This is a genomic window from Micromonospora sp. NPDC007220, assembly GCF_040634035.1.
GTDB classification, from domain to species: Bacteria; Actinomycetota; Actinomycetes; order Mycobacteriales; family Micromonosporaceae; genus Micromonospora; species Micromonospora reichwaldensis.
This window is the reverse complement of sequence record NZ_JBEYEU010000008.1, coordinates 219,568-233,084: the sequence shown is the minus strand read 5'-3', so window position 1 is coordinate 233,084 and position 13,517 is coordinate 219,568. Positions and strand designations below refer to the sequence as shown.

Genomic DNA, 13,517 nt, shown 5'->3' with positions numbered 1-13,517 from the left:
CAACCAGATGCGGAAGCAACGCCACGATGATCTCCACCCGGGCACCCAACCCGAACCCTCAGTGAGCACGACTCACAAAATGTGTGCCAGAGCCAAAGTTCGGCCGGCGTTGACACGGCGCCATGAGATTTACGCCCTTGATTGATTTGTCGCAAGGCTTGACGCGGCAAGCCGCGCCGCCGGCGAGTACGCCGCCGTCATCGCCAGCGTCGGCATCGACACCAACGAGGCCATCCGCATCGTCCAGGCGGCGCTGACCAAGGGCATCGCAGCAGCTCCCGCCACCGGGGAGCCGAAGGAGGCATGACGTGGCCGTACCCGACAGCCTTCCCGAGCGCATCTTCGTGCTGGCCTACGACCCGGACAAAGGCGGCGTCGGCCTGGGTACCAACCTGGGCGCCATGCTCCGTGCCGCGGCCCTCGCCGACCTCCACCGGGGCGGCCACCTCACCGACGCATGTGGCCGCGTCGCCATCGACGTTCGGCACCCCTGCCGCGATCCCGTCCTCGACGCGCTCCTCGAAGAGATCGCCGGCTCCAAGCCGCACACATGGCAGTCCTGGATCGGCCACAGGCAGGGCACCACCGTCCGAGCGGTACGCCAGCAGCTCAGCGACGGCGGTTGGGTCCACCTCCAACCCGCAAGATTCTCGGGCTGTTCCCCACCACCAGGGTGCCCCTCCGCGACCCCCGCGTCCGCACGGAACTCCTCGACCTGGTCAACGCCGCCCTGCACCAACTCGTCGGCAGCATCGACTCCGCCGACGCCGCACTCGTGGCCATCGTTGCCGTCGGCGACCTGACGCTCGTCCTCGACCGTGGGACCAGACGCGCCAACAAGCAGCGCATCCAGGAACTCACCAAGCTCAGCGGACCGATCGGCCCCGCCCTGCGCAAATCGATCCAGGCCGCCGCGGTCGGTGAGGTCTAGTCGTCACCGGGATGAGGGGATCGACAGGACCGACAGGCTCGACATCGACGGGCTGGCGAAACGCCACGGCGAGGTGGAACTGTCTCCAGCGGCCACCTGACGCGCGAGGTGGTGCGGCGAGGAGAACGCGCCGTCCGATCGCCGCCAGACGGCGGGTCTCCTGTCGGCCAGGCTGCTGTCATGAACAACGCACTTGACGGCAAGGTGGCTCTGGTCACTGGTGGTGGTCGCGGCATCGGCGCTGCGGTGGCGCTGCGCCTGGCGGAGGACGGCGCCGATGTGGCGTTGACGTTCCAGCAGAATCAGCAGCGCGCCGATGACGTGGTGGACCAGATCAAGGCTGCGGGACGGCGGGCCATCGCCGTGCAGGCGGACAGCGCCGACCCGGCGGCCGTGGTCGGCGCGGTCGACCGGGTCGCCGGCGAGCTGGGCCGGTTGGACATCCTGGTCAACAACGCCGGCGCGTTCCTGCTCGGACCGTTGGAGCAACTGAAGCTGGAGGAGTTCGAACAGACCGTCGCGGTCAACGTCCGGGCACCGTTCGTCGCCTCCCAGGCTGCGGTGCGACACATGTCGGCTGGTGGGCGGATCATCAACATCGGCAGCAACGTGGCAGAGCGGGCTGTCTTCCCGGGCTTCGCGCTGTATGCGATGAGCAAGACCGCCCTGATCGGCCTGACCAAAGCACTCGGACGCGAACTCGGCGGCAGAGCGATCACCGTGAATCTGGTGAATCCAGGGGCCACGGACACGGAGCTGAACCCGGCCGACGGCCCCAATGCCGACACGATCAACGGGTACACCGCCCTCGGCCACTACGCGGACCCGGCCGATGTGGCAGCAGCGGTGGCGTTCCTCGCCGGCGCCGGCGGGCGCTACGTCACCGGGGCGACGATCAACGTGGACGGCGGCTTCACCATCTGATCGCCGCCGTCCCGGCCACCCTTGCACGCGGCTACGGCCCGTTCCTCCGTCGGGAACGGGCCGTAGCCTTTGCCGGTCAATCAGCACCCGAGCCGGACCACCTCCATCCGGCACGTCCGGATGCCGTACACCGGTGGGCCGATCAGCGTGCGCCGGATCTGCGTCTCGCGCCCGGATGCCGCAGGGCGGCTCAGGCCACGAGCAGGCGGAGGCCGAGCTCTGCCGTGTCGAGGGCGAGGAGGTCGCGGTTGCGCTCGGCCCACCGGCCTGAGGCGAGGTCTTCGCGGAGATTGCGGACTGCCCGTTGCTCAGCCTGCGGTCCGACCCTGGTCCACACCGAGACCGCGCGGCGGACATGTTCGTCGAGGTACGCCTCGGGCCGGCGCCAGTGTGCCTCGAAGAAGCCGTCGGCGCAGTCCCACGGGACGAGCAACGGCTCCGCGCGTCCTCCGATCGCGCTGGTCAGGTCGGCCAGTGAGGGCCAGCCGACAAGAAGGTTCGCGAACTCGGGCAGGTAGTCACGGGTGAGCCAGAACCGTTCACGCCAGCCGGTGTCATCGGCGTCGTACGTGAACACCACCACGCGGCGCGCCACCCGCCGCATCTCACGCAGCCCGGCGACGGGGTCCGGCCAGTGGTGGACGGTGCTGACGGCCATCGCGGCGTCGAAGGACTGGTCCTCGAACGGCAGATTCTCCGCATGGGCGGCCACGCACGGCGCCGCGCCCACGGGACGCTGCGCCCGCATGACCGCCGACGGCTCCACCGCCGTGACGTCCCGGTCGGGTGGTTCGTAGGAGCCGGTGCCAGCCCCGACGTTCAGCACCGTTCGTGCGTCCCCCAGCGCATCCCAGATGCGTGCGGCGATCCGTGGCTCGGTGCGTCGCGTCGCCGGGTAGGCAGATCCGATGGCGTCGTACAACTGTGCCCCGAACACCTTCAGTTGCTCCTCCGGCGTCGTCCTGATCCCCATCGCCCGTGCCTCCAGTTCCCTGTCTATGGCCGTCACCATGGCGGCAGCACGGTCGCGCTGGTCCATCAGCAGGCCACGCAGCCGGCACAGGTGCGCGACCGCGTCGGTGGCCGGGTCGTCGACCAGAGCCGCGATCTCCCGCAGCCCGAAGCCGAGCCGCCGGTAGGCGAGCACCTCCCGCAGCCGCTCCACATCGCCCGCCGAGTAGGCCCGGTGCCCGGCCGCGGTCCGCGTGGACGGCTCCAGGAGGCCGATCTCGTCGTAGTGATGCAGGGTGCGGACGCTGACCCCGGCCAACTCCGCCACGCGCCCCACCGTCAGGTGCTCCGCCACGCCCCCGACTATGTGGCATGACGTCGCGTGAGGAGCAAGCGCTTCGCCGCCGGCGCGTGGCGGGCGGCGACTCGGACGTCGCGGCCACCGCCATATCCGGAACGACCGCCACCATCTCGACGACCTCGCCCCGCAACGTGCTGTTCTGCCTCGGTGGTGAGTCCCGAAGGGATCGCGGAAATTCGCGGCGTCCTTGCCCAACTGTTGGGCCAAGATGGAGGGCTTGTGTCCGCCGCCATGACGCGGCACGGCGCAGTCCGTTCGGTCTGAGGAGGCCCTCTCTTGTTCAAACTTCCATCGATGCGCGTGCTGCGGGAGCGCGACTTCCGGCTGCTGCTCGGCGGGCGCATCACCTCGCAGCTCGGCAACCAGATCACCGTCGTGGCCCTGGCCTTCGGGGTGCTCGACCTGACTGGTTCCGCCTCCGACCTGGGACTCGTGCTCGCCGTGGAGGCGTTCTCCCTGGCGCTGTTTCTCGTGATCGGCGGCGCGGTCGCGGACCGGATGTCCCGGCGTCGGCTCATGATCACCGCCGACCTGGTGCGGTTCGCGTCGCAGGGCGTGATGGCGGCGCTGCTGATCTCCGGCCACGCCAGGATCTGGCACCTCCTGCTGTTGCAGGTGGTGTCCGGAATCGCCTCGGCGTTCTTCATCCCGGCCGTCAGCGCCCTGCAACCAGAGACGGTGCCGGCGGAGCACCACCGGGAGGCCAACGCGCTGCGAGGGCTGATGATTGCGGCTGCGGGGGTGGTGGGGCCGGCTCTGGGCGGGCTGCTGGTGGTGGCGGTCGGCGCCGGTTACGCGCTGGCGCTGGACTCGCTCTCCTTCCTGCTCAGCGCCGTGCTCATCAGCGCGATCCGGGTCGGCTCCGCGCCCGTCGCCAACTCGGGCAAGAGCGTGCTGCGTGACGTCCGGGACGGCTGGCAGGACTTCCGGTCGCGCAGGTGGCTCTGGCCGGTGACCCTCCAGAGCGCGCTCGTGCGGATGCTCGGCCTGGCGCCGTTCATGGTGCTCGGCCCGCTGATCGCGAAGGACGAGCTCGGCGGGCCGGCCAGCTGGGGCCTCATCCTGGGCGCGATCAGCCTCGGGGCGTTCGTCGGTGGATTCGTCGCCATGTCGGCCCACCCCCGGCGGCCGTTGATCCCGGCGGTGGCCGGCGCGTTCCTCTTCGTACCCATGCTCCTGCTGCTCTCCGTCGCGGCTTCCCCGGTCGCCATCGCCGCGGTCGCGTTCCTCGGCGGGATCGCCCAGTCCGTCTTCTGGACGTACTGGCAGACGGCCATGCACGAGAACGTCCCGCCGGAGACCCTGTCGCGGATCAGCTCGTACGACTGGCTGGGCGCCTACACCTTCGAACCGATCGGGTACGCCCTGGCCGGTCCGGCGAGCGCCCTGATCGGGGCCAGCGCGACGCTGGTCGCCGGGGCCGGCGCCGTCGCGGTCGGCACGGCAGCGACGCTCGCGGTGCCGGAGGTACGCCGGCTGCGGGCGCGGTCGGCGAGCACGGAGGACCCGCAGCCAGCCAGCGCGACGGGCGGATCCGCCGAACCGGCGCCGGACCCGGCGCGGGCACAGGGTCCTCCTGCACCGTAGGCCTACCGGTGACCAGCGGAGCCCGGCACACGGACGCAGCGTCCACGATGCCACAGCGGATGGGTGGTCTCGACCATGCTCTTTGCTGATCAGGTGGTTTACCCGCGCTTCCCTCGTAGGCTGAGCCGCACACGTGGGGGAGGAGGCTGAGGTGACGGAGACGACCGTGGCCGAGGTGATGGCCGAGTTGGCCGCACTCGAGGACCCGAAGGCGCGCGAGGTGAACAGGAGACACGGTGACGACCACGGTGTGCACCTCGGCAAGCTGCGCGCGCTCGCGAAGCGGCTCAGGACGCAGCAGGAACTCGCGTGCCGGCTCTGGGCGACGGACGACACCGCGGCGCGGCTGCTGGCGATCCTGATCTGCCGCCCGAAGGCGTTCGGGCGTGACGAGTTGGACCTCATGTTGCGCGGGGCGCGCACACCCAAGGTGCACGACTGGCTCGTGAACTACGTGGTGAAGAAGAACCCGCACTCCGAAGAGCTGCGCCTGGCGTGGTCCGCCGATCCCGATCCAGTGGTGGCGAGTGCCGGCTGGGCCCTGACCGCCGAACGCGTGACGAAGAGGCCCGAGGGCCTCGACCTCGAAGGACTGCTCGACGTCATCGAGGCGGAGATGAGAGACGCGCCGGATCGCCTGCAGTGGGCGATGAACGAGTGCCTGGCTCGGATCGGGATCGAGCACGCCGGGCACCGCGCCCGCGCGATCGAGATCGGTGAGCGCCTGGGGGTGCTCAAGGACTACCCGACCTCACCGGGCTGCACGTCTCCGTTCGCGCCAGTCTGGATCACCGAGATGGTGCGCCGGCAGCAGGGCAGCTCGTGAGGAACCGGTGACGAGCACAGCGTACTGACGGGCAGATCCCGTCGGCCTGGGAACGACAAAGGCCGCGCGTGCGGGGCCGGAGAACAACAAAGGCAAGGAGGAGAACTCCTTGCCACCATTAACATATACCGCACCCCAGGGCTTGCGGCAAGACCCCCGTCGTGGCGCAGAATCGTCGGCCGAGCGCGGGAATCGGCACACCATGGGGGATTCATGTTCGATGTGATCATTGTTGGCGGCGGCCCGACCGGCATGATGCTGGCGAGTGAACTGCGTCTTCGGGGCGTCCACGTGCTCGTGCTCGAGAAGGACGCCGAGCCGCCGCCGTTCGTGCGGTCGCTCGGGCTGCACGTGCGCAGTATCGAGGTGATGGATCAGCGGGGGCTGTTGGAGCGGTTCCTCGAAAACGGCAGGCAGTATCCGCTCAGGGGATTCTTCGCGGGCATCGAAAAGCCCGCCCCGACCGGGCTGGACACCGCCCACGGATACGTGCTCGGCATTCCGCAGACGCTCACCGACCGGCTGCTCGCCGAGCACGCGGTCGAAGTCGGGGCCGAGATCCGGCGGGGTTGTGCGGTGGTCGGGTTGGCGCAGGACGACGACGGCGTGACCGTACATTTTGGAAGTGGAACCGCGACCGCGTTGCGGGCGCGGTTCGTCGTCGGCTGCGACGGTGGGCGCAGCACCGTTCGGAAACTGCTCGGGGTCGGATTCCCCGGCGAGCCGTCGAAGATCGACACCCTGCTGGGCGAGATGGAGGTGACGGCGTCCCCGGAACACCTCACCGAGGTGATGACCGAGGTGCGCAGGACCGAGAAGCGGTTCGGGATCGGGCCGTCGGGCAAGCCGGGCGTGTTCCGGGCGGTCGTACCGGCGGAGGGCGTGGTCGAGGACCGTTCGGTGCCGCCGACGTTCGAGGAGTTCAAGCGACAGCTACTCAGGTACGCCGGCACCGACTTCGGCGCGCACTCCCCGCGCTGGCTGTCGCGCTTCGGCGACGCGACCCGCCAGGCCGAGCGCTACCGGGTCGGCCGGGTGTTCCTGGCCGGGGACGCCGCGCACGTCCACCCGCCCATGGGCGGGCAGGGACTCAACCTCGGCATCCAGGACTCGTTCAACCTGGGGTGGAAGCTGGCGGCGGCCGTCAACGGCTGGGCGCCGGACGACCTGCTGGACAGCTACGGGTCCGAGCGGCATCCGGTGGCCGCCGACGTGCTGGACAACACCCGCGCACAGATGCAGCTGACGACCAACGAACCCGGACCGCAGGCGGTTCGGCGGTTGTTGGCGCAGCTCATGGACTTCAACGACGTCAACCGGTTCCTGATCGAGAAGATCACGGCGATCGACATCCGGTACGACTTCGGTACGGGCCACGACCTGCTCGGGCGGCGGCTGCGCGACGTCGGGCTGAAGCACGGACGCCTGTTCGAGTTGTTGCGCACCGGCAACGGGCTGCTGCTCGACCAGACGGGGCGGCTTTCGGTGGACGGCTGGGCCGACCGGGTCGACCACGTCGCCGACACCAGCGACGAGTGGGACGTGCCGGCGGTACTGCTCCGGCCGGACGGGCACGTCGCGTGGGTCGGCGAGGAGCAGCAGGCGCTCGACGCCGCGCTCGCCAGGTGGTTCGGCGCCGCGGGAACTCCCACGGCCGGGTGAGGGCGGCAGGCACGTCGAAGGTGGACAACGGCGATCACCGTACGGGGATAGGGTTCTCGCGACCGGCCCTCACGATCGGACACTCGGATGACGCTCTCCAGGACGACGGCCACGCCGCGGTGCGACCGCCGATGATCGACCCGCGACAGGCCCACGACGTGGCCCACGCGATCGCCACGGCGGCCCTGGGCCGGGATCCCGGCCCCATGATCGTCGGCGACAGCCTCTCGCACCACGTCTACCTGGGGGCGGACGTCGTCGTGAAGGTCATCGAGGCCGACCGCCACTCGCGGCTGGACCGGGAGATCGCCTTCGCGCCCCACCTGCCCGCCGGCATCACGGCGCCACTGCTCGACAGCGGGCGCTACGAGCTGGAGACCCGCGAGGTCCGCTACGCCTGCTACGCCCGCGCGCCCGGGGCGACGCCCGGCATGGACATGCCCGGCGTGGACGAGGTGACCGCGCGCCTGCTGGCGGCGGAGGCGGTGCAGCGGCTGCACGCACTGCACCGCTGGACTCCTGCGGCCCCCGCCCGGCAGACGCTGGCAGAGACGCTCGACCACGGCGGGTTCGTCAGCAAGGCCGCGCTCTTCGCCGAGGTGGAGAGCCTCGGCGCCCTGAACCGGGACGGGATCATCCCTCGCCGGGTGCTCGACGGTCTGGCGGCGATAGCGGAGGGCGCGCCGGCGCAGGCGAGCGTGGCCGTCCCGGTCCACGCGGACTGCCACTGGGGAAACTGGCTCGCTCGCGACCGCAGTGTGACGGCGCTGCTGGACTTCGAGTGGGCGCGCTTCGGCGAACCGATGGATGACTGGTTCTTCCTGGTCCGGTTCAGCGGCCCGCACATGGAGGCCGTCCTCGACGTCGTCGCCGACGAGACGGGGACGTCCCCGGCCACCCTGCGCCGGGAGTGCGAGGTGCGCGAGGCGAGCTACCTCGCCGCGGACCTCCGCGTCTCGCTCCAACGCCCGGACATCCCCGCGCAGACGGTTGCCGAGAACGTCCGTGACCTCGAGGAACTCGTTCTCGAGAACCCCTGGTGGCGCCACGCCCCGTGACGCCGGCTGCGGCGTGAGCGGGTGTCGGCGCGGCCTGCGGCATACGGCGCGTGCGCGTTCCGCGCCGCCGGGCGGGCCGCGTCCCCGTGCCAACCGCCGGGGTCGGCCTCGCGCGAGGTTTGCGGCGTCGACGGCCGGGGCACGTGGCGCATGCGCGGCTGTCGATCGATGGCCGGGATGCGAACGGGGGACGGAATGGACAGACTGGTCAGGGTCGGTATGGCGGCGACGCTCGCCGTGGCGGCCGGGGTGGCGGCGCCGGCGCGCGCTGGGGCGGCGGGCGCAGGGGCCTTCGCGCCCGCGCGGTACCTCGCGACGGGGTCGACCGGGACCAACGCGGTCGCGGTCGCCGACGTCACCGGCGACGGGCGGCGTGACATCGTCGTCGGGGTGGACGCCGCCACCGGCACGCAGACGAGTTCGGTGCTGGTCTTCGCCCAGCAGGCCGACCACGGGTACGGCGCTCCCACGAGGATCCCCGCGCACGGCGGCTACAACAGCGACGTACGGCTGGCGGTCGCCGACATCGACGGCGACGGGCGTACGGACGTGGCGATGTCCTCGTCCGCCGGCGTCGACGTGTTGTTCCAGCGGGGCGGGCGGCTCGCCGCGCCGGTGCTGGTGGCCGGTGGCGCCGAGGACGTCGCGATCGCGGACGTGACCGGTGACGGGCGCCCGGACCTGGTCGTCGGTGCGAAGCAGGGCGAGGTGAGGATCCACGCGCAGAGCGCGACGCACACGTTCCCGACGCACACGACGGTCACCGGGCCGTTCACGGCCGGTGCGCCGGCGAACCAGGTCTTCGTGGCCGACCTCGACGGGGATGCCCGGGTCGACCTCGCGCAGTTCTACGGCCACGGCACGTGGGTGCGGCTGCGCCGCGCGGACGGTTCCTACGGGCCGGCGACGACCTACCGGACGCCGGCGGACGGTAACGGCCACCGCCGGGTCAGCCTCGGCGCGGCGGTCGGTGACGTGACCGGCGACGGCCGGGCCGACCTGGTGACCAGCGTCCAGGGCAACACCCCGGACGCCGCCGTCCAGGTGTTCGCGCAGGGCGTCGGTGGGCTCGCCGCGACGCCGACCAGGTATCCCGCCTACGACTGCGCCGCCGGTCTCGTGATCGGCGACCTGACCGGCGACAACCGGAACGACCTGGTCGTCGCGCACGCCAACTGGTTGGCGGTGAGCGTCCATCTGCAAGGACCGACCGGAACCCTCGGCGGGTACGCGACGAACAGCGTCGACGGGGTCGGGTCCCAGGAGGACGCCCTGGCCGTCGGCGACGTCACCGGGGACGGGAAGCCGGACGTGGTCGCCGTCGCGTACGACAAGGTGGCCATCCTGCGGCAGCTCTGACGCCCCGGCGGCGTGTCGCCCACGGGGCGGTGTTCGGGCGCCCGTGTGCGATCATGATCCACAACGGAAGACAGTCGACTGTGGATTGGGCCTTGGTGACCATGAAGAGAGTGTTCTCGACCCTGATGGCACTGGTGACCGTCGCGTCGGTCATGACGGTCGGCGCACCCGCCGCCCAGGCGGCCGGCTCCTGCTCGGGCACGATCATCTACAGCCAGGTGCAGTCCTCGGGCTACGGCGAACTGGTGATCTACTACAACAGCAGCAACGGGGGCACCAACAGCGCGTGCTTCTACCACCGGGGCGCGGCCTACGGGAAGTCGGCACCCACCTTCGTGCAGATCTACCGCTGCGCCGAGCGTTCCGGTGAGGGCGCGCACTGCACCCGCTCGGGTAGCGCGGACACCGACTCCGGTGACTTCAGCTACCACGCCGGCCCGGTCGGCGTCACCGGCACGGCGTCCTACTGCGTAGAGGCGGTCGGCTACATCGGCTGGGCGGGCGCGCGCCACCAGATCTACAGCCGCCGGCAGGGCTGCTGACGCATCGCCCCGGCCCGGCTGGCCCGCGGACCGCGTGCCGGCTACGGCCCAGGGGGCACTCCCGAGACGGGGGTGCCCCTTTCGCCGTTCCCGGCAGCCTCGCGTGGCTAGCCGCGCCTGTCCCACCGGTCGGCGTCGGGGAGGGCCAGCAGTTGTACGAGGTCGCGCAGCTCGGCGGACGCGTCGTGTTCCCGCAGCGCGACCGGCGCGTGCCGCAGCACCCACATCGACAGCGCGAGGCACGCCGTGTCCTCCTCGTCCCGCCAGCTCGACCAGGGCAGGCGGTCGACGACCAGGTCGTACGACCACTCGTCCGCCGCCGCGACCAGTCGTCGCCGAGCCGTCGGGTCGGCCAGCAGCCGCGCCCAGGTGTCCAGCCACGGGGCGAGCTGTCCGCTGACCTCGGCGACGAAGGCCAGGGCCTCGTGGGCGGGGACGCTCGCCCCGGGATCCACCAGCGTGTGCTGCCACCAGGCCGCCAGGAACTCCCGTGCCGCGTCGCGTTGCGCGGCGGGCCAGTCCTGCCAGCGGCCCTTGACGAACAGGCGGGCCAGGGGGTCCATTCCGGAGACGGACTCCACCTCACCCGCCGCGAGGCGTCGGGTCACCGGGGGCAGGATCCGGCGCAGCAGCGGCCCCGGGTAGTGCCAGTCCGTGGTCCAGTACGTGCGGCGGAGCAGATCCTCGTCGAGCGGCGCGTCCGGGGTCTTGAGCAGTGCCAGCTCCTCGGCGCTGCCCCAGTGACACTCGCAGTTGGACTCCCGCCAGTGGGCGGTCATGCCTCGGAAGGCGGCGGCCACGCCCGCCAGCGCCGCGTCCAGGCGGCGGTTCACGTCGGTCAGGTCAGGGGTCACGGCGGGACCGCCTTCGAGGACTCCGGGGGCGTACGCCTGCCGAAGAGAGGGAGCCTAGACCGCGTCGTGGGCGGGTCGTACGCCAGCCTGGCAGGCCCCTTGCCGGCAAGGATTGAATGGTGGTTCAATCCTTGCGTGGTCTACCGGAGCACCGAACGCGTGAAGGCCCGGCTCAGCGCGTCCCGGGAGCGGATCATCACCGCCGCGCTGGAGATCATGGCCGAGCACGGGTACGCCGGCTGCTCGGTCGCCGCCGTCGCCGAGCGGGCCGGGATGGCGACCGGCAGCGTCTACCGGCACTTCCCCACCAAGGCCGCCCTGGTCGCCGAGGTGTTCCGCGTGGCCTCGCAGCGCGAGGTGGACGCGGTGGCGCGCGCGGCGGCGCTGGAGGGCACCGTCGCCGAGCGGGTCACCGCCGTCATCGAGACGTTCTCCGGCCGGGCGCTGCGGTCGCCACGGTTGGCGTACGCGCTGCTCGCCGAGCCGGCCGACCCGGCGGTCGACGCCGAGCGGCTCGTCTTCCGCCGCGCGTACGCCGAGCTGATCGCCGGTCACGTCGCCCAGGGGGTGGCGAGCGGCGAACTTCCCCCGCAGGATCCCGAGCTGACCGCCACCGCGCTGGTCGGCGCCCTGGCCGAGGCGATGGTCGGCCCCCTGGCCGCCGGGGTCGCCGGGCCGCGCACCATCGAGCACCTGACCGCCTTCCTCCACCGCGCGCTGGGAGTGTCGCCGTGACGACGCACGAGGTCCTCAACCAGGTTCCGCCGCTGGTCGGTCACGACACGGCCGACGACGCGGCGCTGCTCGACGGGCTCGAACGCGAGGGCGCCGGCTGGGCCGCCGCCGAGCTGCACGAGTTGGGCCGCCTCGGCGGTGGCGAGCAGGCGATCGAGCACGGGCGGCTGGCGAACGAGCACCCGCCGGTCCTGCGCACCCACGACCGGCACGGCCACCGCGTCGACGAGGTGGAGTTCCACCCGGCCTGGCACGAGTTGATGCGTACCGCGGTCACGCACGGCCTGCACGCCGCGCCGTGGGCGGACGACCGGCCGGGCGCGCACGTGGCCCGCGCGGCCAGGTTCTACACCTGGCGTCCCGACGCCGGCCACGGCTGCCCGATCTCGATGACCTACGCCGCCGTGCCGGCGCTGCGGCACGCCCCGGAGCTGGCCGCGCGCTACGAGCCGCTGCTCACCGCCACGTCGTACGACTTCGGGCTGCGCCCGCCGCTGGCCAAGCGGGGACTGCTGGCCGGCATGTCGATGACGGAGAAGCAGGGCGGCTCGGACGTACGCGCCAACACCACCACCGCCCGCCCCGAGCCGGACGGCACCTACCGCCTGCTCGGGCACAAGTGGTTCACGTCGGCGCCGATGTGCGACCTCTTCCTCACCCTCGCCCAGGCGCCGGGCGGGCTCACCTGCTTCCTCGTGCCGCGCGTCCTGCCCGACGGCACGCGCAACCCGATGCGGCTGATGCGCCTGAAGGACAAGCTCGGCAACCGCTCCAACGCCTCCGCAGAGGTCGAGTACGAGCACGCGGTCGCCTGGCGGGTCGGCGACGAGGGCCGTGGCGTGCGCACCATCATCGACATGGTCAACCTGACCCGCCTCGACTGCGTCATCGGCGCGGCGGCCGGCATGCGCCAGGGCGTGACCACCGCCGCCCACCACGCCACCCACCGGCAGGCCTTCGGCCGGTACCTCGTCGAGGCGCCCCTGATGCGCAACGTGCTCGCCGACCTCGCGGTCGAGTCCGAGGCCGCCACCGTCCTGATGATGCGCCTCGCCGGGGCCACCGACCGGTCCGCGCGCGGCGACGCCGGCGAGACCGCGTTCAAGCGGCTCGCCCTCGCCGTCGGCAAGTACTGGGTCTGCAAGCGCTGGCCGGCGCACGCCGCCGAGGCCCTCGAATGCCTGGGCGGCAACGGCTACGTCGAGGAGTCGGGCATGCCGAGGCTGTTCCGCGAGTCCCCGCTGAACTCGATCTGGGAGGGCTCCGGCAACGTCGCCGCGCTGGACGTGCTGCGCGCCCTCACCAGGGAACCGGAGGTCATGGCGGCGTTCCAGGCCGAGGTCACCGCCGCGGCCGGCGCCGACGCCCGGCTCGACGCCGCCGTACGCCGGGTGCAGGCCGAGCTGTCCGACCACGACGACGTCGAGCTGCGGGCCCGCCGGGTCGTCGAGCGGCTCGCCCTGGTCCTGCAGGGCTCGCTGCTGGTGCGGCACGGCCACCCCGCCGTCGCCGACGCCTTCTGCGCCTCCCGGCTCGGCGGCGACCACGGCCAGGCGTACGGCACGCTGCCCCGCGGCGTCGACTTCGCCGCGATCATCTCCCGCGCCGTACCCAAGGTGGGCTGACCGCCGGCGTCGGGGCCGACCGGGCCCCGACTTCGCGCGCGAGCGCCCCTTGCGGCGGTCGACCCGCCCGCCGACGTGGCGTCGCCCACTCTCCGGCGGTCG

At 71.9% G+C, this 13,517-nt stretch carries 11 protein-coding genes and 1 pseudogene; 10 read left to right on the top strand and 2 right to left on the bottom strand.

The window, feature by feature from the left end; translation table 11 throughout:
• Window positions 1-308: 308 nt before the first annotated feature.
• A pseudogene (locus ABZ573_RS17995) lies at window positions 309-931 on the top strand (GPP34 family phosphoprotein).
• 180 nt (window positions 932-1,111) lie between these two features.
• Window positions 1,112-1,855, top strand: coding sequence for an SDR family oxidoreductase (locus tag ABZ573_RS17990; protein WP_151453062.1), 744 nt, complete (start codon window positions 1,112-1,114; stop codon window positions 1,853-1,855).
• Between the two features lie 190 nt (window positions 1,856-2,045).
• On the opposite strand, the gene ABZ573_RS17985 is transcribed toward ABZ573_RS17990, so the two are convergent.
• Complete coding sequence (locus tag ABZ573_RS17985) at window positions 2,046-3,161, bottom strand: MerR family transcriptional regulator (protein WP_151453063.1); 1,116 nt, start codon at window positions 3,159-3,161, stop codon at window positions 2,046-2,048.
• 282 nt (window positions 3,162-3,443) lie between these two features.
• Between ABZ573_RS17985 and ABZ573_RS17980 the strand changes: the two genes are divergently transcribed.
• The 6 genes from ABZ573_RS17980 (at window position 3,444) to ABZ573_RS17955 (ending at window position 10,201) form a co-directional block, all read left to right on the top strand.
• Window positions 3,444-4,754 (top strand): MFS transporter, encoded by a 1,311-nt coding sequence (locus ABZ573_RS17980; protein WP_358119154.1) that lies wholly within the window; start codon window positions 3,444-3,446, stop codon window positions 4,752-4,754.
• A gap of 178 nt (window positions 4,755-4,932) precedes the next feature.
• Window positions 4,933-5,580, top strand: a complete 648-nt coding sequence (locus ABZ573_RS17975; RefSeq protein ID WP_358119177.1) for a DNA alkylation repair protein — start codon at window positions 4,933-4,935, stop codon at window positions 5,578-5,580.
• 213 nt (window positions 5,581-5,793) lie between these two features.
• Complete coding sequence (gene rox / locus ABZ573_RS17970; protein WP_358119152.1) at window positions 5,794-7,242, top strand: rifampin monooxygenase; 1,449 nt, start codon at window positions 5,794-5,796, stop codon at window positions 7,240-7,242.
• 131 nt (window positions 7,243-7,373) lie between these two features.
• On the top strand, window positions 7,374-8,300 hold the full coding sequence (locus tag ABZ573_RS17965; RefSeq protein WP_358119150.1) for a hypothetical protein: 927 nt from the start codon (window positions 7,374-7,376) through the stop codon (window positions 8,298-8,300).
• Between the two features lie 195 nt (window positions 8,301-8,495).
• A complete protein-coding gene (locus ABZ573_RS17960) occupies window positions 8,496-9,659 on the top strand; it encodes a VCBS repeat-containing protein (RefSeq protein WP_358119148.1) in 1,164 nt (387 codons plus the stop codon).
• 101 nt (window positions 9,660-9,760) lie between these two features.
• Window positions 9,761-10,201 carry a hypothetical protein gene (locus tag ABZ573_RS17955; protein WP_151453079.1) on the top strand — a complete coding sequence of 147 codons (441 nt, stop codon included), beginning with the start codon at window positions 9,761-9,763 and terminating at the stop codon, window positions 10,199-10,201.
• Window positions 10,202-10,308: 107 nt separating this feature from the next.
• Here the strand turns inward: ABZ573_RS17955 and ABZ573_RS17950 are convergent, their stop codons facing one another.
• Window positions 10,309-11,055 (bottom strand): hypothetical protein, encoded by a 747-nt coding sequence (locus ABZ573_RS17950; protein WP_358119146.1) that lies wholly within the window; start codon window positions 11,053-11,055, stop codon window positions 10,309-10,311.
• A 135-nt stretch (window positions 11,056-11,190) separates the two neighbouring features.
• On the opposite strand from ABZ573_RS17950, the gene ABZ573_RS17945 reads away from it, so the two are divergent.
• Window positions 11,191-11,790 carry a TetR/AcrR family transcriptional regulator gene (locus tag ABZ573_RS17945; protein ID WP_358119144.1) on the top strand — a complete coding sequence of 200 codons (600 nt, stop codon included), beginning with the start codon at window positions 11,191-11,193 and terminating at the stop codon, window positions 11,788-11,790.
• On the top strand, window positions 11,787-13,415 hold the full coding sequence (locus tag ABZ573_RS17940) for an isovaleryl-CoA dehydrogenase (protein WP_358119142.1): 1,629 nt from the start codon (window positions 11,787-11,789) through the stop codon (window positions 13,413-13,415). The genes ABZ573_RS17945 and ABZ573_RS17940 overlap by 4 nt, the downstream gene beginning before the upstream one ends.
• Window positions 13,416-13,517 lie beyond the last annotated feature (102 nt).